26 protein-coding genes and 1 pseudogene are annotated in these 23,715 nt (G+C 60.0%); 7 read left to right on the top strand and 20 right to left on the bottom strand.

The annotated features are described in order from the left end of the window. Positions 1 to 509 (top strand): isocitrate/isopropylmalate family dehydrogenase (locus tag ACQY6C_RS13945; RefSeq protein ID WP_427969752.1); only part of this gene is annotated, 509 nt, incomplete at its 5' end. Between the two features lie 25 nt (positions 510 to 534). Continuing rightward, complete coding sequence (locus ACQY6C_RS13940; protein ID WP_427969750.1) at positions 535 to 1,674, top strand: glycosyltransferase; 1,140 nt, start codon at positions 535 to 537, stop codon at positions 1,672 to 1,674. A gap of 21 nt (positions 1,675 to 1,695) precedes the next feature. Here the strand turns inward: ACQY6C_RS13940 and ACQY6C_RS13935 are convergent, their stop codons facing one another. After that, positions 1,696 to 2,970: a phospholipid carrier-dependent glycosyltransferase gene (locus ACQY6C_RS13935; protein ID WP_427969748.1), complete on the bottom strand. Its 1,275-nt coding sequence runs from the start codon at positions 2,968 to 2,970 to the stop codon at positions 1,696 to 1,698. A gap of 329 nt (positions 2,971 to 3,299) precedes the next feature. On the opposite strand from ACQY6C_RS13935, the gene ACQY6C_RS13930 reads away from it, so the two are divergent. Together ACQY6C_RS13930 and ACQY6C_RS13925 are read left to right on the top strand one after the other, a co-directional pair. Further along, positions 3,300 to 3,524, top strand: a complete 225-nt coding sequence (locus tag ACQY6C_RS13930) for a hypothetical protein (protein ID WP_427969746.1) — start codon at positions 3,300 to 3,302, stop codon at positions 3,522 to 3,524. 94 nt (positions 3,525 to 3,618) lie between these two features. Next, positions 3,619 to 4,824 carry a trans-sulfuration enzyme family protein gene (locus ACQY6C_RS13925; protein ID WP_427969744.1) on the top strand — a complete coding sequence of 402 codons (1,206 nt, stop codon included), beginning with the start codon at positions 3,619 to 3,621 and terminating at the stop codon, positions 4,822 to 4,824. A gap of 52 nt (positions 4,825 to 4,876) precedes the next feature. Here ACQY6C_RS13925 and ACQY6C_RS13920 read toward each other — a convergent pair whose 3' ends face one another. Genes ACQY6C_RS13920 through ACQY6C_RS13910 form a run of 3 tightly spaced genes read right to left on the bottom strand, consistent with a single transcriptional unit; the run spans position 4,877 to position 7,094 of the window. Next, positions 4,877 to 5,290, bottom strand: coding sequence for a TadE/TadG family type IV pilus assembly protein (locus ACQY6C_RS13920; RefSeq protein WP_427969743.1), 414 nt, complete (start codon positions 5,288 to 5,290; stop codon positions 4,877 to 4,879). Next, complete coding sequence (locus tag ACQY6C_RS13915) at positions 5,287 to 5,784, bottom strand: TadE/TadG family type IV pilus assembly protein (RefSeq protein ID WP_427969742.1); 498 nt, start codon at positions 5,782 to 5,784, stop codon at positions 5,287 to 5,289. Before ACQY6C_RS13915 ends, ACQY6C_RS13920 begins: the two co-directional genes overlap by 4 nt. A 5-nt stretch (positions 5,785 to 5,789) precedes the next feature. After that, the gene (locus ACQY6C_RS13910; RefSeq protein WP_427969740.1) at positions 5,790 to 7,094 is read right to left on the bottom strand and encodes a pilus assembly protein TadG-related protein; all 1,305 of its coding nucleotides are present in this window, start codon (positions 7,092 to 7,094) and stop codon (positions 5,790 to 5,792) included. Between the two features lie 174 nt (positions 7,095 to 7,268). Here ACQY6C_RS13910 and ACQY6C_RS13905 point away from each other — a divergent pair, with 174 nt between their 5' ends. Further along, positions 7,269 to 7,874, top strand: a complete 606-nt coding sequence (locus ACQY6C_RS13905; RefSeq protein WP_427969738.1) for a 2-hydroxychromene-2-carboxylate isomerase — start codon at positions 7,269 to 7,271, stop codon at positions 7,872 to 7,874. A gap of 16 nt (positions 7,875 to 7,890) precedes the next feature. Here ACQY6C_RS13905 and ACQY6C_RS13900 read toward each other — a convergent pair whose 3' ends face one another. Continuing rightward, positions 7,891 to 9,678, bottom strand: a complete 1,788-nt coding sequence (locus ACQY6C_RS13900) for a tetratricopeptide repeat protein (protein WP_427969736.1) — start codon at positions 9,676 to 9,678, stop codon at positions 7,891 to 7,893. A 179-nt stretch (positions 9,679 to 9,857) separates the two neighbouring features. On the opposite strand from ACQY6C_RS13900, the gene apaG reads away from it, so the two are divergent. After that, positions 9,858 to 10,256 (top strand): Co2+/Mg2+ efflux protein ApaG, encoded by a 399-nt coding sequence (gene apaG, locus ACQY6C_RS13895; protein ID WP_427969734.1) that lies wholly within the window; start codon positions 9,858 to 9,860, stop codon positions 10,254 to 10,256. A gap of 127 nt (positions 10,257 to 10,383) precedes the next feature. Then, entirely contained in the window at positions 10,384 to 11,172 is a 789-nt protein-coding gene (locus tag ACQY6C_RS13890; protein WP_427969732.1) for a LysR family transcriptional regulator, read from the top strand. Positions 11,173 to 11,200: 28 nt separating this feature from the next. Here ACQY6C_RS13890 and ACQY6C_RS13885 read toward each other — a convergent pair whose 3' ends face one another. The 15 genes and pseudogenes from ACQY6C_RS13885 to ACQY6C_RS13815 form a co-directional block, all read right to left on the bottom strand. Further along, positions 11,201 to 11,464 carry a hypothetical protein gene (locus ACQY6C_RS13885; RefSeq protein ID WP_427969730.1) on the bottom strand — a complete coding sequence of 88 codons (264 nt, stop codon included), beginning with the start codon at positions 11,462 to 11,464 and terminating at the stop codon, positions 11,201 to 11,203. Between the two features lie 32 nt (positions 11,465 to 11,496). After that, positions 11,497 to 12,396: a sterol desaturase family protein gene (locus ACQY6C_RS13880; protein ID WP_427969728.1), complete on the bottom strand. Its 900-nt coding sequence runs from the start codon at positions 12,394 to 12,396 to the stop codon at positions 11,497 to 11,499. 127 nt (positions 12,397 to 12,523) lie between these two features. Beyond that, positions 12,524 to 13,567, bottom strand: coding sequence for a helix-turn-helix domain-containing protein (locus tag ACQY6C_RS13875; RefSeq protein ID WP_427969727.1), 1,044 nt, complete (start codon positions 13,565 to 13,567; stop codon positions 12,524 to 12,526). An 83-nt stretch (positions 13,568 to 13,650) separates the two neighbouring features. Beyond that, positions 13,651 to 14,361 (bottom strand): hypothetical protein, encoded by a 711-nt coding sequence (locus ACQY6C_RS13870; protein ID WP_427969725.1) that lies wholly within the window; start codon positions 14,359 to 14,361, stop codon positions 13,651 to 13,653. 58 nt (positions 14,362 to 14,419) lie between these two features. Beyond that, positions 14,420 to 14,905 carry an A24 family peptidase gene (locus ACQY6C_RS13865; protein ID WP_427969723.1) on the bottom strand — a complete coding sequence of 162 codons (486 nt, stop codon included), beginning with the start codon at positions 14,903 to 14,905 and terminating at the stop codon, positions 14,420 to 14,422. Between the two features lie 3 nt (positions 14,906 to 14,908). Next, positions 14,909 to 15,775, bottom strand: coding sequence for a tetratricopeptide repeat protein (locus ACQY6C_RS13860; protein ID WP_427969721.1), 867 nt, complete (start codon positions 15,773 to 15,775; stop codon positions 14,909 to 14,911). Position 15,776: 1 nt separating this feature from the next. After that, positions 15,777 to 16,751 (bottom strand): type II secretion system F family protein, encoded by a 975-nt coding sequence (locus ACQY6C_RS13855; RefSeq protein WP_427969719.1) that lies wholly within the window; start codon positions 16,749 to 16,751, stop codon positions 15,777 to 15,779. A gap of 1 nt (position 16,752) precedes the next feature. After that, positions 16,753 to 17,754, bottom strand: a complete 1,002-nt coding sequence (locus ACQY6C_RS13850) for a type II secretion system F family protein (protein WP_427969717.1) — start codon at positions 17,752 to 17,754, stop codon at positions 16,753 to 16,755. A 3-nt stretch (positions 17,755 to 17,757) separates the two neighbouring features. Beyond that, on the bottom strand, positions 17,758 to 19,149 hold the full coding sequence (locus tag ACQY6C_RS13845) for a CpaF family protein (protein WP_427969715.1): 1,392 nt from the start codon (positions 19,147 to 19,149) through the stop codon (positions 17,758 to 17,760). A gap of 1 nt (position 19,150) precedes the next feature. Further along, positions 19,151 to 20,296, bottom strand: a complete 1,146-nt coding sequence (locus ACQY6C_RS13840; protein WP_427969713.1) for an AAA family ATPase — start codon at positions 20,294 to 20,296, stop codon at positions 19,151 to 19,153. A gap of 41 nt (positions 20,297 to 20,337) precedes the next feature. Further along, positions 20,338 to 20,964 carry a TadE/TadG family type IV pilus assembly protein gene (locus tag ACQY6C_RS13835; protein ID WP_427969711.1) on the bottom strand — a complete coding sequence of 209 codons (627 nt, stop codon included), beginning with the start codon at positions 20,962 to 20,964 and terminating at the stop codon, positions 20,338 to 20,340. Positions 20,965 to 20,966: 2 nt separating this feature from the next. Next, positions 20,967 to 21,461, bottom strand: a complete 495-nt coding sequence (locus ACQY6C_RS13830) for a TadE/TadG family type IV pilus assembly protein (RefSeq protein WP_427969753.1) — start codon at positions 21,459 to 21,461, stop codon at positions 20,967 to 20,969. A gap of 5 nt (positions 21,462 to 21,466) precedes the next feature. Further along, positions 21,467 to 23,161 carry a pilus assembly protein TadG-related protein gene (locus tag ACQY6C_RS13825; protein ID WP_427969709.1) on the bottom strand — a complete coding sequence of 565 codons (1,695 nt, stop codon included), beginning with the start codon at positions 23,159 to 23,161 and terminating at the stop codon, positions 21,467 to 21,469. A 22-nt stretch (positions 23,162 to 23,183) separates the two neighbouring features. Then, a complete protein-coding gene (locus ACQY6C_RS13820) occupies positions 23,184 to 23,501 on the bottom strand; it encodes a hypothetical protein (protein WP_427969707.1) in 318 nt (105 codons plus the stop codon). Further along, positions 23,491 to 23,715 (bottom strand): annotated as a pseudogene (locus ACQY6C_RS13815) (type II and III secretion system protein family protein); the annotation flags it as partial. The pseudogene ACQY6C_RS13815 and the gene ACQY6C_RS13820, both read right to left, overlap by 11 nt.

Below are 23,715 nucleotides of genomic sequence, written 5' to 3'. Positions count from 1 at the left end.
ATGTGCTCGAAACCAGCCAGCTTTGGCGCGATGTCGTGTGCGAAGTGGCGCAGGAATATCCCGATGTCGCGCTCGACCATATGTATGTCGATAATGCCGCAATGCAGTTGGTGAAGTCGCCCGGCCAGTTCGACGTAGTGGTCACCGGCAATCTGTTTGGCGATATCCTTTCAGACCAGGCGAGCATGTGCGTCGGCTCGATCGGTCTGCTTGCCAGCGCCTCGCTTGGCGAGCGGCAGACCGACCACGGCACCTTCGGCCTTTATGAGCCGATCCACGGCAGCGCGCCCGATATCGCCGGACAGGGCAAGGCCAATCCGATGGCGACGATCCTTTCCGCCGCAATGATGCTGCGTCACAGCTTCGGCCGTGAAGCGGAAGCGGCGCGGATCGAGGCAGCAGTCGCTGCCGCACTGGCCGATGGCGTGCTTGGTGGCGATCTGGGTGGCGATGCAGGCACACAGGAAATAGGCGACGCCGTGGTTAGCAGATTGCTAACCACATCTTGAGATTTGCCTCCTAATGGGCTGTGTCATGGACATGACCCATCAAACGGCACAATTCGGCACGGATGCACCGGCGCAGAAGCTGGAATTGGCGATCGTTCTGCCAACGCTCAACGAATGCGGGAATCTCGCTCCGTTGATCGATCGGATTGCAGGCGCACTCGGCCAGTCGGGCTGGGAAGTGCTGGTGGTCGATGACAATTCTTCCGATGGCACTGCGGACGAAGCAAGGCGGATTGCACTGGACGACAGCCGCGTGCGCGTGATCCAGAGGATCGGCCGGCGCGGACTTGCCAGTGCGGCAATCGAGGGTTTCTGCGCCACCGCTGCGCCATATGTCGCGGTGATGGATGCGGATCACCAGCATGATCCGGCGCTGCTGCCGCAGATGCTGGCTGCGCTGAAATCGGGCGAAGCCGAAGTCGCGGTCGCGTCCCGTTTCGCAGAAGGGGCCAGCATGGAGGGCTGGGGGCGGCCTGACCGCGAGAAGCTGTCGGGAGCTGCCAACCGGCTTGCCCGCAAACTCACTGGCGTCGAGCTGAGCGATCCCATGAGCGGCTATTTCATGCTCTCATCGCAGACTGCCCGCTCGCTGGTTCCCCGGCTTTCGGGAATAGGCTTCAAGATCCTGCTCGATCTACTGGCGACCTCTGACGAGACATTGAAAGTAAAGGAAATTCCCCTGAACTTTTCCGCACGCCGCGAAGGCGAAAGCAAGCTTGACCGGGCCATCGCATTCGACTTTCTCGCCGGGCTTTACGACAAGACTTTCGGCAAGGTCATCCCCACGCGATTTGCCCTGTTCGGCACGGTCGGGGCGATGGGCGTCGTGGTCCACATGGCGGTGCTGTGGGCGCTGCTGTTCGTGGGCGGAGAAACTTTCACCCTGTCACAGGCAGTGGCCGTGATCTCCGCCATGAGCTTCAACTTCTGGCTCAACAACTGGCTGACCTATCGCGACCAGAGGCTCAAGGGTGCAACCGCGGTGGTGAAGGGCTGGATCGGTTTCTGCCTGACCTGCGCAGTGGGCGGCTTCGCCAATGTTGCTGTGGCGACGTTGCTCGAATTGCGCGGGCTTCACTGGATACTGGCTGCGCTGGCCGGAATTCTGGTCGGATCGGTCTGGAACTATGCGCTGTCGAGCCGCTTCGTCTGGGGCCGGTATTAGATTGCCGCCCGGGCGGGCGGTTTAGCGCCAACCGTCGATCCAGGTCCATTTCGCAAAGCTTTGCGGCCCCTCCAGCGCCGCTGCCGAAAGGATCGGATAGAAGATCGCGAACAGCGCGACGCTTAGCGCAAGGACACCCGCAACCTTCTTGCGATGGCCAGCGTGCCAGGCAGCATCGAGCGCCAGCGACAGCGCGGCGAGAAGGAAGAAACTCGGCACGAAATAATGGTAATAAAACTGGACCGATTTCGCCGCGAACAGCCACAGGCCCAGGCTTGCAGAATAGCCCGTTACAACCGCGATAGAGGCCCAGTCTCGCCGCATTATCCCATTGAAAAAACACCAGATGATCGCAGGAAGTCCCAGCAACATGGTGAGAGGATTGCCGACCAGCAGTATGCCACGCTGTGCGCCGTCGACGGGCTCGTAAAGATACCAGATTGCCCGCAGATTGAGCATCCAGTCGGGCCAGTTCGATTGATAGGGATGGGTTTTCAGCACCTGTGTCTGTAGCGCCAGCATCTCCTTGTGAAATGCGAACAGTCCGTCATCTGCCAATGGGCTGTTCTTCAAATCATAGGCCGGCATGAAGGTAAGCGCGTAAGCGGCCAGCGGCAGTGCGCCGAGCCAAAGTGCGGCCTCGATCAGCGAGATTCCGGGTACTGGCAAGCCACGCTGGCTGGTGAAAAGCCGCCGCCTCCCGGCAGAAAGGCGCGCAAGCAAGAAGGCCACGCCGGGCAGAACAGCCACGGGGATCGCGTTCCACTTGGCCGCCATCGCAAAGCCCAGGGCCACGCCGCACAGGATGAGCCGCATCCGACCAGTTTCGGGCTCTCGCAACGCGCCTGCGAATTGCCACGCGGCAATCGCGAGGAAGCTGGCCATGAAGATGTCCAGCATTGCAATGCGGCTTTGTACGAAGAGAGCGAATCCGCTTGCCAGCAGCAGACCGAAGGAGAGGCTGGCAAAGCGCGAAAGGCTGGCGAACCACATGGCCCGCATGCCTGCAAACAGCGCCAGCGTTCCCGCCGCGAGCGAGGCGATGCGCCAGCCGAAAGGGGTGTCGCCAAAGAGCGCGATACCCAGCGCAATCAACTCCTTTCCCAGCAAGGGGTGTTCACGGTTGATGTAATTGCCGCGCTCCAACAGCTCGCGCGCAGCGGGCAGGTAATGCACTTCGTCGAAATAGGGCGTGGAAGGCGTCGTGAGGCGAATCGCACACAGTGCAGCAAAGCCGATTGTGAGTGCGAGGCTCAGGCCAAGCGGGTCACGGGGCTGGGCAGGGGCCTGGCTCATCGGGCTCTGGATTAGTGCCCGTGCCTGCCGTCTGCAAGGCCCGGCTGTGAGCTGGCATCGAGCATAATATGGGCGGATCTGGCGCGAGCCTGATTCGCATTGGAGCTGAACCGCGCTTGCGACGAACGGCGGGAGATTGCTGTTGGTATCGGGCCCCGAAGGGATTGCAATGTCATGCTTTTGCTGCATTGCAGCGAGCGATAACTCAACTTGTCGCTCACCATGCTCATTTCATCGCAAACGTATCACATTTCTATACAAATCTGAAAGGGTTGTAGTGCGTTATGCGATGAGGTCAGATCGACCTCAGGATTCAGGAAGGGATCGCGATGCGTTTGAAAACTTTGGCTTTGGCCGCAGGTGCTGCAGCTCTGACTGTCACCCCGGCCGTAATTCAGGCTCGGGCTGCCGATCGTGCAGTCGCTCCGGTGACCGGTGAGCAGGAACTGGGTGGTGGCAGCGACGTCATCTATGCAGTTATCGCTGTTGCCATTCTCGGTGCATTCATCGCGCTTACCGCAAGCGATGACGATGTTGAGCCGCTGAGCCCGTAATTTACGGGTACCACAACGGTATTAGGAAGCGGGGCCATCGTGCCCCGCTTTTTCGTTGTGCGACCGGTCGACGCCGCCTAAACGGCGCGGCACTATGAAGAAAACGACCGGTATGGATCGGGCCGCGACCCGCAATTGGCGTGCAGCCACGCGCGCAGTGCGCGGCGGCACCTGGCGCAGCGAACACGGCGAAACGAGCGAGGCGTTGTTCCTCTCCTCGGGCTATACATATGACGACGCGGCAACCGTTGCCGCGCGTTTCGCGGGCGAAGCGGAAGGGATGACCTATTCGCGCCTGCAAAATCCCACCGTCGCCATGCTGGAAGAGCGCATCGCGCTGATGGAAGGCGCCGAGGCGTGCCGGGTGCAGGCAAGTGGTATGGCGGCCATGACGGCTGCCTTGCTATGCCAATTGTCGGTTGGCGACCACTGCGTCGCGGCCAAGGCGGCCTTCGGCTCCTGCCGCTGGTTGGTCGACCAGCTTCTCCCACGTTTCGGGATCGAGACCACGGTGATCGACGCCGCCGACAATGCGCAGTGGGATGCAGCGATCCGCCCGAACACCAAGGTCTTCTTCTTCGAGACGCCGGCCAATCCCACGCTCGACGTGGTCGATCTCGAATATGTCTGCAATCTGGCCAAAGCGCATGGCATCGTGACTGTGGTGGACAACGCCTTTGCCACCAGCGCGCTGCAGCGTCCGCTCGATTTCGGTGCGGATGTGGTCGCCTATTCTGCAACCAAGCTGATGGACGGGCAGGGCAGGGTGCTGGCCGGGGCCGTTTGCGGCAGCGGAGAATTCATCAACGATGTGCTGCTCCCGTTCCAGCGCAACACCGGCCCCAATCTCTCGCCCTTCAATGCCTGGGTGGTGCTGAAGGGGCTGGAAACGCTTTCGCTTAGAGCGGACAAGCAGAGCGAAAATGCGCTCGAGCTCGGGCGCTTCCTGGAAACGCGGGTCCCCCGTATGCTCCATCCCGGCCTGCCAAGCCATCCGCGCCACGATCTGGCGATGAAGCAGATGTCCGCAGCAGGTCCGATCTTTGCCTTCGATGTTGAAAGCCGCGAGAAGGCCTTTGCCATTCTCGATGCGCTTCAACTGATCGATATTTCCAACAATATCGGCGATGCGCGCAGCCTGATGTGCCACCCAGCTTCGAGCACCCATGCCAATATGGGCGAAGAAGCGCGCGTGGACATGGGCGTGACGCAGGGTTTGCTGCGTATCAATGTCGGGCTGGAAGATCCGCAGGACCTGATCGAGGATCTCGATCAGGCGCTCAAGTCAGCGGGATTCTGAAGGTAGGCCAGGCTTTTTGCCGGGCGATGGGCTGCGCGAGCAGCCTTGCCCGTCAGGTCTGCAGGTAGATCTCTTTTTCTTCTTCGATCACCAAGGGCGGGATCGGCATGAAGGGCATTACCGGCTCCAGCTTGTAGGACATGACCAGCCTGCCATAGCTCGCGCCGTTCGAGTATTTGCCGCGCGTGAATTCCAGCTTGGTGATCCCGCTCTGATCGACGCCGACGAACTTGTCCTTCGTTCTGGTATAGACCTGTTCAGCGGTTGCTGTGGGGTTGACCTTGGCCAGGCGCAGGCCTTCACCCATTGCATTGCGCATGGCACCGCCAGCGTGAAGGAACATGGCGAATTGCAGGATGCCGAGCAGCAGCGAGACCAGCACCGGAATGGCCATCGCGAACTCGAGACCGACCGTTCCCTGACGATCGCCGTTCAGCCTCTGGAAGAATCGGGTCAGGCGCATCATTGAAACCTCACTGTGCTGTCGCCGACGACCTTGACCGTGCCGGGATCTGTAACCGTCCGGCCCGAGAACATGCTGGCGAAGGATCTCCAGTCAAACTTGGTCGGAACATCTTCAAAGATCTGGACGAAGGCGTAACGTTCCGTCGTCTGGCCGTCGGCGCATTCGTCGGTGAAACTGCCCATCTTCACACCGTCGCATTCGAGCGTGAAGGTGACGGTCACATTCTGCTTCGAAACGCCGGCGGCGTTTGCGGCCTCGGTTACATAGTCCGCTGTATTGTTCGAAGTCGGACGTACAGCCAGGACGAAATCGGTTGTCCTCTGAGCAGCCTGCTCCAGATCGATCTTGGTCGCCACCAGCGTCGAGGCATCGACCATGCCCAGGAACATCACAAGCAGCACCGGCAAGGCCAGCGCCATTTCGATCAGGGCGACGCCGCTTTCATCACGCCGGAAGTGAACGGCAAATACGGATAGTTTGTTCGGAGTTCGCATCGGTCCTACTCCACAACCCTGATGATCTTGGAGGCGTTTTCAATTGTGGACGTATCGAACGGGCAGCTCGACGAGTCATAGTCGAGCGAGGACTCACCGCCGAAGTTGACCGTGCTGGCGACCAGCAACAGGCAGTCCGCATGCTGGCCCGCGTTGCCGTTGAACTGCACGTCGCCATTGGGCATGTAGACGATGCCTTCGAGTCCAAGGTTCGAGCCGCCGTTGATGGTGCTGGTATGCGTGGAGCCGATCTGATCCTGGTAGATCAGAACCCCGTCCCATTCGCTCGTGTCGTCGTCAGTCGCCGTAAGGTCGACCGTTGCGCTACCGGAGATGTCGAGATTGGCCATCTTGCCGGCGTTGGCTCCAGTCAGGATTATGGTGACGTCATGGCCCGTTATCTTCGCGCCTGAGTTTATTTTGAAATCGCCGCCATCGATGATGTAGACGCCCGGCCTCATGGTCAGAGTGCCCTTTACATCCAGGCCGCCGCAGATCTTCGTAATCCCATCGCCGTCCTGGTCGGACACGGCGTAGTTTGGATTACTGTTACCGCCGATAGTTGTCCTGTCGCTCGGAGCGATAGCAACACCGCTCTTGGACGAGTTGTCGCAGGGCGCACTTGGAACCGTTAGACCGCGCGAGGCGAGGGGGTCTTCAACCTCATTGCTGTAAGGCAAGAGCTGAGTGTTGGGATCGATGTTTGAAGGGTCATAGTCGATCCCTCCAACTGCGTTGATCGGTTGCGCCTTGAGGTAGGACGTACCGTCGAGTTTGACTGCCGGGCTGCTCTTGGAGTTTGCAGCAACGCCGCAACCCAGATTGACCTGTGCCGAACCCGATACGCCGATTCCGACGCCGGTCTTCTTGAGAGAAATCACGCAGTGTTCGCCTTCGCCGATCGCGGTCGCGACCGAGCGTACCCGGATCGTGGCCGGGCTGCTCATGAACACGCTGGAGAACGGCAATGCCCTGCTGGTCGTGGCGATCACTTCGATCGCCAGCTTGTCGCCAGTAAAGGCACCTGTCGAGGGCGGGTTCTGCAGTGTCTCGAGAGTGTAGTTGCTGTTGGTCGTGCGTTCGAGCGCCAGCTTGGCTGCGGCCTCCCAGTCTTCGCTGCGATTGAGCGAGAGCGCACCGGCCATCGAAGCGGAATCGACAGTCTGCTGCATCTGGCGCTTCCAGAGATACCATTGCGTCGCATCGACCGCGATACCGGCAGAACCGACCAGGGCGGCCGTCCCACCAGCCACCATGATCAGGATATTGCCTTTTTGGTCCCGCGCGAGACGTTTCAAATGCTTAAGCATTGGCCAACCTGCCCCTCAGAGTTTCCTTCAGGATGCACTCTGCTCGCGCGCAGCTAAGGAAATCATAGGAAACGGGGTAAATACAGTGTTAACCAACGCCCCGATCACGGGGGAAACACAGTGCGGGGTTGAAGGGAATATTTACCCTAAGGCCCTGATTTTGAGAGATTGCATATGACCAGGCGCGTTGAACTCATCTTCGATTTCGTCAGTCCCAACGCCTATCTGGCGTGGTGGCCCCTTCGCGAAATAATCCGGCGCACAGGTTCCGAACTGGATATCTATCCCGTTTTTCTCGGCGGAATGCACAAATTGACGGGCAATGCGCCCCCCATGGTCCGCGACGCGGAGATCAAGGGGAAGAACGAATATGCCATGCTGGAGATGCGGCGCTTCATCGCAAAGCATGATCTCGACCGCTTTCGCATGAACCCGGCGTTTCCCTTCAACTCGATCGCGCTGCAACGCATGCTCTTTGCGGCCGACCAGGATGGGCGGGGGGTGCAGATGGTCGAAGCACTGCTTCCCCCGATCTGGGAGCAGGAGATGGACGTGAACGACATGCAGGCCGTCCGTGCCGCGCTGGAGGCGGCCAAGCTCGATGCGGACGATTTGATCGAGCGCGCGCAGACCGAAGAGGTCAAGCAGGGATTGATCGAAAACACCGCCAACGCAGTGACGCGCGGTGCTTTCGGTATCCCCACCATGTTCGTCGGCGAAGAGATGTTCTTCGGCAAGGAGCGCCTTGGCCAGATCGAGGAAGAGCTGGAAAAGGGTTGAGCGCTCTCGCCAGTATCTACAGCCGGTCCATTCTCAGCGAGGCCATGTCCCCGATCCACGCTTTCTTGAGTGCTGCCTCTGCGGCGCGCGCTTCCAGCCTGTTGCCGAGCTTGGTTTCAGCCTTTGCCAGTCCGTAAAGCGCCCAGCCGTTGTTAGGCGACTGGAACAGCGCTTCGCGGAATGCGGCCTGCGCTTCCTTGTACTTGCCCGCCTTGTAGAGCGAAGCGCCGAGCGATTGCGCCACCGGATAATACCAATAGGGCGGCTCGTTATAGGGCACGGTCTTCTCGATCGCCTGAGCCTGGCGATAATACGCGGCGGCGGCATCGTATTTCCCGTCGGCATGAGACTTGCGCCCCTGCGCCACATGGATCGCCAGCTCGACGATATCGGGGGCTGGGAAGCCTGCCTCGACCATCGATTGAATGCCAGGAGCTTCTTTCAGCGCGCGCATCTCGGCGATTTCCGCATCGAATCCCTCGCTGTTGCCGGTGCGGGCATAAGCGACCGCGCGGGCGTAATGCCGCATGGCATCGACATAGCTGAGATTTGCCTTGTCGGCCGTCAGCGCCAGCACCGCCGCGGGCGATGAAAATTGCGTCATGGCGAAAGCGGGCGCGGCATGGATTGCCTGGACCCACGGCAGTTGCCTGGCGATGTCCTCGTCCAGGATACGCTTCAACCGTTCGGTCTCATTGGCGACCGTCATCAGATCGCCGGCCATCTGGGCCGAAGTCAGGAGGAAATGGACGTTATGCGGGTAATAACCGAAGCGATAGAGCCCGTCGTCGCCCGCCACGCTCAGATATTTCTCGTCCGCGCGCGCGGCCTTGATATTGGCCGTGATCGAATCCGTGTAGCGGCCGATGCGGTAATAGATATGCGCGGGCATATGCACGAGATGGCCCAGCGCTGGCGGAGCGTCATCGACGAGCCGGTCAGCGGCAGCCTCTGCCTTGGTCGGATCGGGGCTGTTCTCCATCAAGTGGATGTAGAGATGCGAGGCTTGCGGATGATGCGGATTGTTGGCGATTGCGCGTTCGATCAGCGCAATGGCAGTCTTGATCTGCGGACGCGCCTCGCGCGTGATCGGATCCCAATAATCCCACGGCGTGGTGTTCATGGCGGATTCTGCCGCCAACACAGCGATATCGCTGCTGGCGGGAAAACGCTCGGCGATGGCGATCATCTTGGTCGAATAATCCCGTTCCAGCGCACTCCGATCGGCATCAAGATCATCCGGAAAGCGCGCTGCCATGGCAGAGATCAGCGCCTTTTCGACTTCACTTGAATCGGCGGAAAGCCGCTGCGCCTGCTTCACGGCGAAGATCGCCAGGCGGTTCTGTTCTTCGCTCATCCCCGAGTTGATGTTCAACCCGTTGGCATAGGCTTCACCCCACCAGCACATGGCGCATTCGGGAGCGAAACCGCGCGCCTTGCGAAAGGATCGGGTGGCGGCGGCGTGGTTGAAGCCAAAGAGCAGGGCCACGCCCTGGTCGAAATAGCGGCGTGCTTCCCCGGAAATGCCGGTTACTCCGATATCCGAAGTGGGAAGGCCGGAGTAGAGAGGAAACGCATTTGCGCTCGCCTGCGACATCAGTGGCATCGCGGCGGCAAGCTCGAGTCTGGCATCAAGTGCCAGGCCGCCTGCATCGATTCCGCGACACGCCTTCCTGCCGGCGAGTGTCGGATCGAGCGCTGCCATCCGCAACTCGTCCGAAGTGTCTGATTCGCGGTCGATCGCATTCCAGCCGACGCCCGTGGTGCCGAGCAATGCAGCGGTTATTCCGAGTAATCTCAGCATGTTGATGTCCCCCTTGGTAAAACTAGAGGCGACCCGGATGCTGTTTCTTTTCTTGCTTGTGACCGGGCCATAGCATCGCGTGCGCAATGTGCCAAAAATGCGGCGGGATTCGCTTGAAGGTGGATTATCCGCCGTCCCCCCCTTGCCGCAGCAGGCGTAATTGCTACCTTGGAAGCACCATGAAAGAGCTCTTCCAACACGCTGCGACGACCGACGGGGTCACCGTGCGGGTTGCTGTGAACTTTCTGCCGGAACAGTCTCATCCCGAAGCGGGGAAGTGGTTCTGGGTCTATCACATCAGGATCGAGAACGGCAGTCACGAGCCCTTGCAACTGCGCACGCGCCATTGGCGGATCACCGATGCGCGCGGCATGGTCAACCATGTCGACGGCGAAGGCGTGGTGGGCGAACAACCGATGCTGAAGCCCGGTGAAAGCCATGACTATGTTTCGGGCTGCCCGCTCGCGACGGCACATGGCTCGATGGAGGGTTTTTATACGTTCTACCGCGATGATGGTTCGCAACTTGAGGTGCGGATTCCCTTCTTCCCGCTGGCGGCCCCGGCAACCGCCGATTGAGGGTTCTTTCCCGTGATTTCGGCACCGTCTTCGACTGTGCTTTGCATCCGCCACCTGAGCACCGATTTTCCGCGCAATCGCATCGCTACTTGAGCGCGGGGGCATCCCTCACTAAATCGGCCTTTCCATGAAGCGTACACACCTGCCCTTGAACGCCCTGCGCGTCTATGATGCTGCAGCACGGCACCTTTCCTTCACGCGCGCCGCTGATGAGCTGGCGGTGACGCCCGCTGCCGTCGGGCAGCAGATCCGTGCGCTGGAAGATCACCTCGGCGTGGTGCTGTTCCGCCGGACCAGCAAGGGACTGGAACTTACGGAGGAAGGTTGCGCGGGTCTGGACGCCTTGCGTGAAGGCTTCCTGCGCTTTGAGGAAAGCGTTCAGGCGATGCAAGCGGGGCAGGCATCCGACCGCTACACCATTGCCGTTCCGCGCGAATTCTACGCGCAGTGGCTGAGTACGCGCCTTGCGTCGTTTCAGGCGCAAAGTCCCCAGACGCAATTCCATCTCGTCGCTGACGAGAACGCCGATTTTACCGAGGCCAACCTCGACGTCGCGATCAGGCTCGTTGATGGGCCGGGCGAACTTGAGGGCGTGCAACTCGCCCCGGCAGAAAAGGTCGTGGTCGCTGCCCCGGGCGGTGCCGATGGCTGGATCGAATGGCCAGGTGCGAGCCTGCCTGATGGAGAGCAAGCGACCGTAAAAGCCGGCAATCCGGGGCAGGCGCTCAGCTCGGCAGTTGCGGGCATGGGCCGCGCAATCCTTCCGCGCCTGCTCGTGGCTGAAGCGGTCGAGGCGGGCAAGCTCGAGATTCTGGAAGGCCCCGATCCGGGCCGCCGCTCATACTGGTTGGTCGCACCCTTGCCGCAATGGCGGCAGAAGAAGGTCAAGGCGCTGGTCGCGCATCTGACGGCTTAGCGAGCCCTGACCCTGGACCGATGACTGCCTAGCGGCGGCGCTTCCGCTTCGCGGTCCAGCGCCACAGACCCCACAAGATGGCAATATTGAGCAGCGGCGCGCCCAATCCGATTATAAGCGGGAAGGGGTCGGGCAACTCGATTCCCAGCAAATTCCACGGGAGACCGAACGGCAGTAGGTAGATGCCGGCAAGCGGGTCCGGTGATTGCCCGAACAATCCCAACATGTTGCTGGCGAAAATTCCGAGCGCGACAAGGAAGGCAAGTAGGAAGCCCCAGAAAATCCACTTCATTGCCTGCTCCTCCTGCGTCGCTGCGCAACTCGTTACAGGGGCAGGGCACCCACTGCACTTCCCAGAGTAGCGAGTGACGCGAGGCTGGCAAGCATGGCGACCAGAGTCACGCTCATAGTTTCGGCAAATCGCTTCGTGATGATGATCGGTTTGGCCACCTTGCGAAAGCGCTCTTTGTATTGCGGATGCTCGGTACCCATCCAGCGGTCCCACCAGGTGAAATAGAGCCCGAAATTGTGGTTTCCTTCGCTGTGGTGAAGGTCGTGATGGGTTGTGGTGGTCAGCCAATCGAGCCATTTGCTGTCGACCCAGCCTGCCGGGTGGACCTCCACGCCCGCGTGGCCGATCACATTGCGCAGGATCATCCAACCCAGAAAGAAGAAGATCGCAAAGTCGCTATAGGCAACGCCGAAGAAGGCGGCGATCAGCAGGTAGAGTGGCATGAAGGCGCTCTCTGCAATCCCTTCCCAGGCAGAGAAGCTATAGGCTGCCCAGGAGGTGGGCGTGCGCGACTTGTGGTGATGCAAATGCGTGGCGCGGAACAGGCGCTTTGTGTGCAGCGCGCGGTGCATCCAGTAAAAATAGGTATCATGCGCCAGCGCAATCGCCGCGATCTGGAGCGTGAATATGGCCATGCCGACCGGCTCTTCGCGGACATCGATTATGCCCGTCTCGATCATCAGCACGGTCGCCATTCCGGTCAGTGCGAAAAAGAACACCGTTCGGAACGACGAGCTGATCTCGCGAATATAGTCCTTTCGCGTGGGCCGCCGCCGCTGGATACGCCGCGCATCGGCCCAGCTCTTGGCCAGCCACAGGATCAGCGTCAGCGCACCTGCCGCTACCAGATAACGGCCCAGATCGAAGGTGAAGGTCGAGACGAAGTGATCCTGCGTTCGCTCGATCCAGTATTGTGCTGTATTGTGTTCCATGTCTTTCCACTCGGGCTTGAATTGCTGTCCCGGATGGCTTTTGGCGCGGGTCGCGCAAGATTGCCTCGCAAACCCGCAAAATGCCGTGCGATTTCGGAATCGATTGCGTTTTTCCAGATTTGACCGGTCAGGGCGAAGCGGGTTCGGCGCCGAGGGCGTCCCTGCGGTAATCGGTAGGTGTCATTCCCGTTTCGGCACGGAATGCACGGTTAAACGTCGGCAGGGAATTATAGCCGAGATCCATTGCGATCGTGAGTACCGGCAGATTGACATCCGCCTTGTCAGCGAGTTTCGCGCGCGCTTCGGCGATGCGGTGGCGATTGAGGAATGCGGAAAAGTTGCGATGGCCAAGCCGCCGGTTGATCAATGCGCGCAAGCGATGTTCCGGCGTGCCGAGATGCTGTGCCAGGGCGGCGATCGTCAGGCCCGGCGTGCGATAATAGCCTTGCGACATGGCCTGTTCGAGCTTCTCCTGCAACACTGTCTCGGAAGGTGAAAGCGGGGCCGCATCGGGTGGTGCGGGGTGATCGCGCTCGGTCTCGACCAGAAGCTCCGGATCGGTCCGCAGCAGGACGAAGCCGGAAAACATAGCAAGCGCCAGGATCAGAAGCGAGTTGATCAGCTGGATCGGCGGATATGGAATCGCTCGCCCGATGATCGATTCGAACAGCAGGATTCCGCCCGATTGCGCTGCGAACAGGATTGGCAGCCAGAGACGGACCAGGCGCCGCCGTTCGACGAGATCGTCAGCCCGGCCGGTAAAGGCGGCGATGAACAGATCCGCCACAAGGCCCAGCGAGAGGATATGGATGGCATAGAAGCCAATCGGGTCTGTTTGAGGCACAAATGCACCGGCAAACCAGCTCAGCCCCAATAGGACAACAATCCCCCAGATGAGTGGTTGGGGCGGTTCCCGTTCAAACAGCCGCCGCGCGAATATCCAGACCCAGAAGGGCGTGAACAGCGACATGAGGTCGATGAAATGGTGATAAGGCCAGTCGAGCCGGAACGCCGGAGAGGAATTGAGCAAATAGGCCACGGCTCCGGCCAGCAGACCGGCGAGCGCGATCTTGATCGGGCGGCGCACCTGTCCGGCAAGGAGCAGGGTGAGCAACAGCAGGCTCGCCCCTGTCGCGATCAGCCGAACTGCGCTGTCCAGAGTCTCAATCATCGGCAGGAGCCTCTGAAACGGGTGGATAAAACCCATACGATCCAGAGTTCGGCTGGGTCTGCTTGTCCATCTGCCCTGCGCTATCAGGAAGGAGTTGAAAGCGATACACGATCATTCACCGGATCGTATTCCACCGTCAGACCGGCACCGCGCAATTCATAGAACGGGATGAATCCGGTCTCGGTCGCAATTGCGCCAGCGATCCGTTTGGGTAGCAATTCCCTCTTGGCACCGAGTGCCTTGGCGACGGAAGCGGTCGCAATCAGGATTTGCGCGCCTTCCTCGATCCTGATGGTCGCGGCCCCCGCGCTCACGCCGTCCACATACAGAGACTTGCGCACTTCAAGGCTGCCGTCGGATCTGTCGTACTGCGTCTGGCTGGGTTCGAGAGTTGCAATGTCATACTCGACCGGCAAGAACTCGCCTGGACCAAGATCCGCAGCTGGCGCTGGATCTGGCTGCGCCATCTGCGGAGCTTCGCTGCTCACCGCTTTATCGGCCAGTACCTCGTCCTGTTTTGTCGGGCTGATACGAAGCTCACCCTCTCCCACGAGCCTGGAGTATTCCTCGATGGCAATGTCGCTGGTTTGCGGAAGCGCGATGCGTTGAGGATAGCCGCCATGGCTGGAAGTGTTGCTATCGACCGAGTGTTGCGATGTGGGAAGCGGCGCGGACCAGTTCAGCGTGGCCGCCCAGGCAAACGCGATTACCAGCAGCAAAAGGATGCGCGGTGTGCGATCGAGCACATTCTCGAACCATGCATGCCGGCGCGCGTGGGCTTCCACAAAGCTCATTGGCTTATGATGCCTCCGAAAAGCATGTCTGTCACGTCAGGAACGGCTTGCCGCCAGCTTAGCCCGGCGTTGGTGCTGAGGCGAAGTGCGGCATCCATGCTGCAGCTATGCCGCCCGCAGCTATGGCCACGCCATAAGGAAACTTCGCGAAAATGCCTTCGCGGCGCGATCCGGAAAATGGCGGGAGCCGCTTGATGACGAGCCAGCCGAGGATTGTGACGATGCCCATGATCGAAACCCACAACAGCAGGTTCAGTCCATCGTCCAGGGCGAAATATGCGGCTGCCCCTGCGTAGAATTTGGCGTCCCCCCCGCCAAACGCGCCGATCGAAAAGAGAGCCATGCCAACCAGCAATGCGACAAGGCCATGGGCGGCGTGCCAGCCCAATGCTGTGAGTCCACCAATGCTGAAGGCGTAGCTCAGCCCGAAAGCGAACAGCAACAGCGCCAGCCAATTGGCGAGGCGCCGCTGCCGGATGTCGGTCAATGCGCCATATCCGAGCAGGAGCGTGAGCCCCGCCGGCCACATCAGCGCGATATTCAAGCGCTATTCGCCCGTTGCGGATTCCGCACCCAGCGGGATGCGCAGCGGATAGCTTGACCCTCGCGGGCGGGTTGAACCAGCTTTGCCCGGTTTGGCCAGGCTTATGCGAACCGGATAGGACTCATTGGAACCCGCTATGCCTTGAAAGCTGATCTGCGATGCGGACGAAACATCCGCTTCCTTTGTGCTTTCAGGCGTATCGGTAAGCAATTCCTGACTGTTATCTTTCTTGTCAGGATTGCGGCTGGCAACCGAGGGCATGGCGCCTTGAGAATTGGAGCCATGTGCAGAACCGGTTGCAATGTGAATCTCGTGTTTCGACGTGTGGACGATCTGGGCCGCCGGGGTTTCCAGCGTTACCGCACCCATACGCTGCGTCCGCGGGGCAGATTGCATCAGGCCCTGTGCCTCTGCGGCCTTTTCGGCTGCGGCGAGCTGGGCCTCCGCTTCCTTCTGCCGCATGGCCAAGGCACGTGCCGAATTGCCGAGCGACGAATTGTAGAAGCGTTCAAGATTGGCGGCGAACTTCGGGTTTGCGCCATCGAGCGACAGCGCCATCTTGAAATAGCGTTCAGCCAGATCGGCCCGGCCAAGCTTCGCATAGGCCACGCCCAGGCCGTTGAAGGCATCGGGTGCGACTTCCTCGTTCGTGGCGGCCAAGCGGAACTGCTGGATCGCATTGGCGGGATAGCCCGCCTTCAGCGCCATGCGGCCCTTCTCGAGCTCTTCCATGCCAAAGACCGGCCCGCTGGCCTGTGCCAGCCGGGCATCGTCCCGCGGCCCGAAGCCGAGCTTGCTGATGAAACTCTGGCACCCCGAAAGCGCTACAACGGCGAGCGCGCAGGTCGAAATACGTGCTAGTTTCTTCATCTTACAAATCCCCCATCATGGCTGGAATGACTTCGCGGATCGACATGACGATCGCGGGTAGTGCGATCACGCCGATCATCGTCGGAAGCATGAAAACAACGAGCGGAATGGAAAGGAGCACCGGCAGGCGGTGCGCCTTCTCTTCCGCGCGCAGGCGGCGCGCCTCGCGCATTTCCGAAGAATAGACGCGCAAGGTGGTGGCGAGGCTGGTACCCAGCTTGTCGGACTGGATCAGCAGCGTCGCAAATGAGCGGATTTCATCCACGCCAGCGACCTCTCCCAGCTTGCGCAGCGCGTCTTCGCGGCTGGCACCTGCGCGCATCAGGAGCGTTGTCTGCGTCAGCATCCCGGAAATGCGGGGATGCGAGGACGCCATCTCGCGCCCCACGCGGTCCAGGGTCGCTTCCAGGCCCAGGCCCGCTTCGACGCAGACCAGCATCAGATCCAGGCAATCGGGGAAACCGTTGACGATTTCAGCCCGCCGACGTTCTGCCTTGGCGCGAACGAACAGATTGGGAATGTACAGGCCCAGCAGAGCCAGGAAGGCGCTGGTGAAGTAAAGGCGCGTTAGTGTTGGCGGTTCCGACTGAAAGCTGGAAACAAGGATGAACAGGCCCGGCAGGGCGAAGATCATCATCAAGCGGATCAGCGTGTAGGCACGCGGCGCGGAGGTTGACATGTAGCCCGCCGCCTTGAGCTGCTTCGAAATCTCGCTTTCGGCAGTATCGCCGAGGTTCAGGCCGGCCTTTTCGACTTCCCTCACGATCCTGGCCCAGGCGCCTTCGCTGCGCTGGCGGGTCAGGGATTCGTTCGTGGGTGAGGACGTGTCTCCCCCAAGAGTTGCCAGTTCGCGGGACACGCGCATTCGGCGCGACACAATACCGCTCACAACGAACACTGCGATTGCGACCAGCCCGAATATCAGCAGCAACACGATGCCGCGGAAAGCCCAGTTGGATGATACGAGGTCAAGCATGTCAGACCTTCAGATCGACCAGCCGACGGATGATGTATACGCCCAGCACATACATGATCAGCAGCGAGATCGCCCCGTAGATGAAGATCGGGTCACCCGAACTTTTCAGATAATATTGCGGCGTCGAAATGAAGATCGAAACGAAGCCGAACACCGGAAGGACGCTGAGCATCCAGGCGGTCATGCGCCCTTCGGAGCTGAGCGCCTTGACCTTCAGGAACATCTGTTGCCGGTCGCGGATGACCTTGGAGATATTGTCCAGGATCTCCGCCAGGTTGCCGCCCGTCTGGCTCTGGACCGAAAGCGAGACGACGAACATCTTCATGTCGTCAAGTTCCCATCTTTCCGCCATGTGCTCAAGCGCGCCGATCAGATCGGCGCCATAGGCCACTTCGTCGCTGATAATGCCGAATTCCGATCCGATCGGGTCCTCCATCTCGTTGGTGAGGAGGTCGATCGCCGAAGCGATCGGATGGCCTGAGCGAAGTGCGCGCACGAAGATGTCGAGTGCAACCGGGAACTGTTGCTCCATGCGTTTGCGGCGCATGTCTGCCATTCGCCCCAGGATGAGCAGCGGCAGGCCGAAAGCCAGCGCAATGCTGAAAGCGGCGGCCAGCAGGATCACGCCCACGTTCAGGGCGGTGCCGAAAAAGGCAGTGGCCAGGATCACGATCAGGAATGTGCCCACTGTGCCCAGAACCATGAACAATATGAATTGTCCGAGCCGGAAGGGAGCGTTGGCGGCGAAAATGGTTCGCTCCAGGCCATCGACCCAGGTGCCCAGGAATCCGGGCAGTTCGGTGCCGCCTTTCGGCCTGTTCTTGATAAGCTGGCCGATCACCGCCTCGCGGTCCTGGCCCGCGCTGATCATCCGCAAACGCTTGTTGACGGCGCCGCGGTGCGAATGCGTCTTTGCGTAAGACGCAGCACCATATTGAACGACCAGAAATACCCCCGCGAAGATCGCGAGCAGGATGAAGATGCGGATGATCTCGGTCGTCATGGATCAGTCCAACTTCAATTCGGGCCGGAACAGTTCAGACGGAAGCCTGATGCCATAGGCTTCAGCGTCCTGCAGGAATTTTGGCCGAATGCCGGTTGCTTCGAAGTGACCGACGACCATTCCGTTCTCGTCGATCCCTTCCTTTTTGAAACGGAAGATCTCCTGCATCGTAATCGTTTCGCCTTCCATGCCGGTCAGCTCGGAAAGGCTGGTGACCTTGCGGCGACCATCGCTGAGACGCGAGACTTGAAGAACCACGTTGATGGCAGACGAAATCTGCGCACGGGCGGCGCGCTGCGGCATGTCGATTCCGCTCATGCCGATCATCTGTTCGACACGGCTGAGCGAGTCGCGCGGATTGTTCGCGTGAACCGTCGTCATTGATCCATCATGGCCGGTGTTCATGGCCTGGAGCATGTCGAACGCTTCCCCAGCGCGAACCTCGCCAACGATGATGCGATCGGGGCGCATACGCAGCGCGTTCTTGACCAGGTCGCGCTGGCTCACTTCGCCGCGGCCCTCGATGTTGGGCGGGCGCGTTTCCAGCCGCGCGACATGGGTCTGTTGCAGCTGGAGTTCGGCCGAGTCCTCGATCGTGACGATCCGCTCTTTCTCGTCGATGAAGCTCGAGAGGGCATTGAGCATCGTCGTCTTACCGGAGCCGGTACCGCCTGAAATCAGCACATTGCGGCGCGAGCGAACGATGGCTTTGAGCACTTCGCCCATCGCCTCGGGCACCGAGTCCAGATCGATCAGCTTCTGCATGCTGATGGGGACCTTGGCGAACTTACGAATGGAAAGCAGCGCGCCGTCCAGTGCCAGCGGCGCAATGATCGCGTTGACGCGCGAACCATCCTTCAGGCGCGCATCGACATAGGGCGAGCTTTCGTCGATCCGGCGTCCCACGGCGCTCACGATCTTCTGAATGATGCGCATCAGATGCTTTTCATCCTGGAAGCGCGTCGGGACCCGTTCAAGAAGGCCGCTCCGTTCGATGAACACCGTCTCGGCGCCATTGACCAGGATATCCGTGATGCTCTCGTCCTTGATCAGCGGCTCCAGCGGGCCGAGGCCGAGGAGTTCGTCCATCACCTCGTCAACGAGGTTGGCACGCTCTTCGCGGTTGAGCGGCTGGTCGAAAGTGACCAGCAGTTCCGGAACGATGCCGGCGATTTCCGCCTTGATCTGCTCTTCCGGAAGCTTGTCGAGCATCGACAGATTGATCTTGTCGAGCAACGACTGGTGGATCGCCATGCGGATTTGAAGCAGGCTTTCCTCGCGTTCCGATATCTGCGGATGCAGCGACACGACCTGAGCGGGCGCCGCCTCCTCCTTTACGACCGGGGTGCTTTCAACCTCCGGCACTTGCGTATCTGCGCGCTTGATCTTCCACATGCTACATTGCCTCCGTCAGGCGATCCGCTAAAAGATCAGCTAAGTTTCTTATATCTTTGCTGAATTTGCTGCGTTTATGGATTGCATCGACCAGTTCGCCCTGATCCTGGGCGGTCTGGATCGTACCCTGTTCCTCGGTAATCGTCGCGAGGATGGGATGTTTGAGAGCGTCTTCCGCATCGCTGGCACTGATCGTCTTGAACAGCTTCTTTTCGACCCGGTTCAGCACGATCTGGATCGACTGGCGTGCGATTCCCATCGACAGCAGGAAGTCGAGATAGCGCTTCGCATGGCGCAGGCTGGGAATGGTGAGGGTTCCGACCATCAGCGTCATATCGGCGGCGAAGACGGTGGAAAGCGACCAGTTCGTGAGGGTCGACGGCAGGTCGACCAGAACCACGTCATAGTGACGGCGGGCGATCGCGATAACGCGCGACAGCTCGTCGAAATCGATCGCCTCGATTGGAAGAATTTCGCTTGGCGCGGCAATCACGTCAACTTGCGCATTTCCCTGACATGCGACCGCCCCGAGCAGATCGTCATCGAGCCGCCCTTCGGTTTCGAGCAGATCGGACAGCGTCATGCGCGGCGTGCAGCCGAGATAGGACGAGACATCGCCTGACTGCAGATCGAGATCGATCACGCAGGCGCGGCAACCTTCTCCCATGTCGCTCGCCAATTGTGCCGCGAGGTGCGTAGTTATCGTGGTGGCACCGCTGCCGCCGAGCGTCTTCAGCACGGTAATGAACGGTGCGAGCTCGACCTGCGTTTCGGGTGCGATCTGGCTCGCAGTATCGGCTATGGCGGTCACCAGTTCATCAATCGCGAAGGGGAGGGCGACGATGTCGCTCACTCCATCCCGCAGCAGCTTGCGCGAGGTCGCAAAATCGACCTCGGCCAGTCCGGCAATGACGGGCACGTTGGGCATTCCCTTGCGCAGGCGATCCACTCGTTCGAGCGAATTGCGCGACGAAGGATCGACCTCGATCACGATAATGGATGCCGTTGCAAGCGTGCCCAATGGGAGCGGATCCTCGATCCCGCATTCAACCATCGACAATTGACCGGCAATCGGGGCAAGCCCGGCCAGCGTTCCGCCGTCAGCAACCACATGCACACCCTGTGGCAATTCTACCGCCTGGCTCATCGGTGCCTCATAGATATCTTCAAGTCTTCCCATCATGTTTCTCAGTTCGAATAGCAGACATCGGGATCGACGCAGCTCAGGTCCTCTGCGGTCAAGGAATAGGCAAAGTCCGGCAGACCAACCGAGCCGATCGGCGAAAGTACGACCGAATTGTATGTCATGTTCTGCAAGCGAACCGTAATCAGTGGTGCGATGTCAGGCCCATTGGGGTCACCCGCGTAACCAAGGCCGGAACCGCTATATTCAACCACGATATTGCTATCCTGTATCGAAGGCAGGATCTGTTTCATGCGAGCGCTCAACCGACCGAATGCGGCGCTGTCGTATGTGGTGCCGGGGCAAGGCGAAGTGGTGCATGTGCACCCACTGCTCGTACATGTGATCTTGCCCAAAGCGCCAACCGGGATACGGTCGCCTTGTTCTATCAAAACTCCACCCACAGATGTGTTCACATAGCTGGTAGTCGCAATCTCGGTCGCAAGCGGGTCCGTCACAGCGACCCAGCGCGCGCCGATTTGGGTTGCTTTCTCAGCCTGGTTCAACCGCCACGCGTAAATGCCTACATCGAATGTGCCGAGTACGAGCAGCAACAGCAGCGGCAAGACGAGCGCAAATTCTGCGGCAAGACCGCTTTCATCCTTGAACATGCGTGTGATCGTAACGGTCATCTCTAGAATCCCATCACGGTTGCTTGCTGGGCGCCACCAAGCGATGCGCTGTTGGTGATCACGCCAAGTCCGTTGAACAGGGAATCGTAGTTGAAGCTGGTCGAAATGTTGACCTGGGGTGCAGGTTCCGATGTTTCATAGATACCCGTCTCGGCTTCAGTTGCACTCGGGCACGTTACACTGACGGCGATGTCACCGTCCGCCCAGCCGGTCACCCGGGCATTCCCTCCAGAAATCTGGCCCGTACGGACAAGATTCTTGACTTCGCCAACCAGCGCCGAATCGATATAGGCCGAGCCGTTCCGGCAGTTGATGTCGTCGAAGCTGTGCCGCGCGGCAAAACGGGCGCCATCGCGCAGTCCCTTGAAGACCTGGTGGTCCTGGTACATGTAATGCCCCGCCTCGAACGCAGTAAACATGAGCAAAAGGGCGAGCGGCAGGAGCAACGCCATTTCGGAAGCGGCAGCGCCTTCGCGGCAAGAGAGGAAACAGCGCATCATCGCTATTTCACCAGATAGGGGACGTCGCGACGGATCGTGATGCCGTCGGTAGAGCCCGTTCCTCGCGTAGTGTTTTCGGCAATGATCTCGACGTAGAGTTCGTCCTTGCCGGTGAAATGCTTGCCATTGTACTGCCTGTCAGCGGCAACCTGCACCAGGAACACGTCCACCCATTGGACCACCGGCACATTGGTCGAACTTCCGCTTACGTTTTCCTGTTCGCAGTTTACCACCGCAACCGACAGCTTTCGACGATCGGGTGATGAGATTGGGGTATAGCCGTGCGCCTGGCTGCACACCGAGCTGCCTTTTCCCAACATGCTGGCCGGTGTGCTTTCGCTGCTTGTGTAGGGCTGGTCTCCGAGAACCGTCACGCCATCGACAATGGTACCGGCCTTGCTCTCCTCCCATTTATAGACTTCAAAGCGACTGATTGTGTCGATCGTGTGGTCCAGCGAACCATCGCCATCCAGATCGAGCAGTGCACTTGCGAGGTTTGTCTGCCAATCCGAGTGCCCCCAGCGCGTGTTGTCGCCGCGTATGTAGTTTGTGCGGAAATAGGCATCGCGATCCCACACGCCATCGCCGAAATTGCCGTTGACGTCCCAGCAATCTCCAGGAGCACCATCGTAGACCGCGTGGCAAATATCTCGCGGATGTCCCATGCTCTTTGGAGTGTGGGTGTAGGTCGTGGTGGCATCTACTGGCAGATAGGCATCGCCAAGGAAATTGGGGCTCGCGCCTTCGTAAGGCAGCTGCCAGCCGGTCTTGTCCACCTCACAGGTCTTGCCGCTGCCCGGCGTTGAAGCTGCGGGACGGACCATGTCCTTGCGCACATTGATCGCAGAGGGGCAATCCCCGCCGGTTTCGCAAGCGTTGTTCTCGTAAACGTCAAAGCGTGTATTCGCTGAGCCCGGAGCATTTGCGATGTTGCCGGTTTGCGTATCGACAGTGCTAGGGCCGACCTGGGCGATGCAATTGCCTGCCGATCCCCATCCAAGGGCCTGCCGCACACCTACAGCGCCATTGGCAAGTCCGACATCGAGGTATCCATAGTTGCCCGGCACCCACTGGCCGCCGCCACCCGGCTTCGCCAAGAGGCCGAAACCGGCTCGGCCATCGACGTCCATTGTGGTGCTGCCGCTTCGCTCGTCGGGATTGCAGATCATGAGCGGGGGAACCCGGCACAGCGCCGATCCCAGACCGGCGACGGCGGAACCGGTCAGGCTTCCGCTGATTGCGCCGACTATCGGCGTCAGCGCGTAATTGGCCGCACGCGTATCGACGGTAACCTGGACAAATCCGGCTTCGGCAAAACGCGTCGTATCCGTAAAACCATTGGTGCCAGCTTCTGCATCCGCCTTGTTTGCGAAGAAGGTTATCTGGGTGTTGGCATCGGAAATGGCGACCGTACGACCAGAGCCATCGTTAGAAAACAGCGTCGAGTTCGAGACGAGTCCGCCCTGGATCGCATTGATGGCGCGTTCCATCGATCCGTCAGTGCGATCGAGCTGCGTTGCACCCGCGAGCGCGGCCTGGTCGGCGGCGTTCTGGAGCTCGGTATCCATCCCGACAACGCGGGTATAGTCGAAGGCGAGACCGGCCATCGCGATAAGTGGGATCAGCGCAAGGGCATAGGTAGCGGCAACAGCGCCACTCTCATCCCTGAGGAATCTCTTATCGGTTTCCTTGCGCATGATTGGTCATCTCAAATCGTCGTTAGTTGTTGCCGCTGCCGCCGCTGCCACCGCCCGAGATCTTCCGCGTCGTCGAGAGCCTGTCGGGCTGCTTCACCTGATCGTTGCGATAGCGTTCGATCGCGGCAGCAGCGTGCTGTGCGCTCGTCGGCGGGATCGGATTGTCATATTGCGGGTCGGGATTGACGACCATCGCAGCAAATGTCGCGCGATTGGCCGAGCCGAACCCCGGGTCCTGGTAACCGAACAGCTCCTGATCGGCGACCGAAGTACAACCCGGGCCGAGCAGGGCGAGAGTGGCCAATGCCCCAAGGGCTGCCGTGCTACGCTTAGTAATCATAGTCATCCCCCTGTGCTGCCTGTTCGGCGGCCTTGTCACTCGATGTCGGTTCCGATCCGTTGGGTTCCAACGGCTTCGGACGGTACATTACCCCATTGAGGAGCACGTCTGCTTGTACGGGATCGTCAATCCTGTCGGTCGGCAGCCGTACCTGTTCGGGCCGGATCGGCTGGACCAGGCGAGGCGTGACGACGATCAGCAGTTCAGTCTCGCC

Origin of the sequence: Altererythrobacter sp., from assembly GCF_050299635.1 — a bacterium.
In the GTDB taxonomy this organism is placed as follows: domain Bacteria; phylum Pseudomonadota; class Alphaproteobacteria; order Sphingomonadales; family Sphingomonadaceae; genus Erythrobacter.
The sequence above is the reverse complement of the archived record's forward strand: the minus strand, read 5'-3'. Positions and strand labels throughout refer to the sequence as shown.

Coding starts and splice junctions, on each gene's coding strand:
- ACQY6C_RS13940 (WP_427969750.1), top strand. CDS start 535: ATGGACATGACCCATCAAACGGCACAATTCGGCACGGATGCACCGGCG.
- ACQY6C_RS13935 (WP_427969748.1), bottom strand. CDS start 2,970: ATGAGCCAGGCCCCTGCCCAGCCCCGTGACCCGCTTGGCCTGAGCCTC.
- ACQY6C_RS13930 (WP_427969746.1), top strand. CDS start 3,300: ATGCGTTTGAAAACTTTGGCTTTGGCCGCAGGTGCTGCAGCTCTGACT.
- ACQY6C_RS13925 (WP_427969744.1), top strand. CDS start 3,619: ATGAAGAAAACGACCGGTATGGATCGGGCCGCGACCCGCAATTGGCGT.
- ACQY6C_RS13920 (WP_427969743.1), bottom strand. CDS start 5,290: ATGATGCGCCTGACCCGATTCTTCCAGAGGCTGAACGGCGATCGTCAG.
- ACQY6C_RS13915 (WP_427969742.1), bottom strand. CDS start 5,784: ATGCGAACTCCGAACAAACTATCCGTATTTGCCGTTCACTTCCGGCGT.
- ACQY6C_RS13910 (WP_427969740.1), bottom strand. CDS start 7,094: ATGCTTAAGCATTTGAAACGTCTCGCGCGGGACCAAAAAGGCAATATC.
- ACQY6C_RS13905 (WP_427969738.1), top strand. CDS start 7,269: ATGACCAGGCGCGTTGAACTCATCTTCGATTTCGTCAGTCCCAACGCC.
- ACQY6C_RS13900 (WP_427969736.1), bottom strand. CDS start 9,678: ATGCTGAGATTACTCGGAATAACCGCTGCATTGCTCGGCACCACGGGC.
- apaG (WP_427969734.1), top strand. CDS start 9,858: ATGAAAGAGCTCTTCCAACACGCTGCGACGACCGACGGGGTCACCGTG.
- ACQY6C_RS13890 (WP_427969732.1), top strand. CDS start 10,384: ATGAAGCGTACACACCTGCCCTTGAACGCCCTGCGCGTCTATGATGCT.
- ACQY6C_RS13885 (WP_427969730.1), bottom strand. CDS start 11,464: ATGAAGTGGATTTTCTGGGGCTTCCTACTTGCCTTCCTTGTCGCGCTC.
- ACQY6C_RS13880 (WP_427969728.1), bottom strand. CDS start 12,396: ATGGAACACAATACAGCACAATACTGGATCGAGCGAACGCAGGATCAC.
- ACQY6C_RS13875 (WP_427969727.1), bottom strand. CDS start 13,567: ATGATTGAGACTCTGGACAGCGCAGTTCGGCTGATCGCGACAGGGGCG.
- ACQY6C_RS13870 (WP_427969725.1), bottom strand. CDS start 14,361: ATGAGCTTTGTGGAAGCCCACGCGCGCCGGCATGCATGGTTCGAGAAT.
- ACQY6C_RS13860 (WP_427969721.1), bottom strand. CDS start 15,775: ATGAAGAAACTAGCACGTATTTCGACCTGCGCGCTCGCCGTTGTAGCG.
- ACQY6C_RS13855 (WP_427969719.1), bottom strand. CDS start 16,751: ATGCTTGACCTCGTATCATCCAACTGGGCTTTCCGCGGCATCGTGTTG.
- ACQY6C_RS13850 (WP_427969717.1), bottom strand. CDS start 17,754: ATGACGACCGAGATCATCCGCATCTTCATCCTGCTCGCGATCTTCGCG.
- ACQY6C_RS13845 (WP_427969715.1), bottom strand. CDS start 19,149: ATGTGGAAGATCAAGCGCGCAGATACGCAAGTGCCGGAGGTTGAAAGC.
- ACQY6C_RS13840 (WP_427969713.1), bottom strand. CDS start 20,296: ATGAGCCAGGCGGTAGAATTGCCACAGGGTGTGCATGTGGTTGCTGAC.
- ACQY6C_RS13835 (WP_427969711.1), bottom strand. CDS start 20,964: ATGACCGTTACGATCACACGCATGTTCAAGGATGAAAGCGGTCTTGCC.
- ACQY6C_RS13830 (WP_427969753.1), bottom strand. CDS start 21,461: ATGCGCTGTTTCCTCTCTTGCCGCGAAGGCGCTGCCGCTTCCGAAATG.
- ACQY6C_RS13825 (WP_427969709.1), bottom strand. CDS start 23,161: ATGCGCAAGGAAACCGATAAGAGATTCCTCAGGGATGAGAGTGGCGCT.
- ACQY6C_RS13820 (WP_427969707.1), bottom strand. CDS start 23,501: ATGATTACTAAGCGTAGCACGGCAGCCCTTGGGGCATTGGCCACTCTC.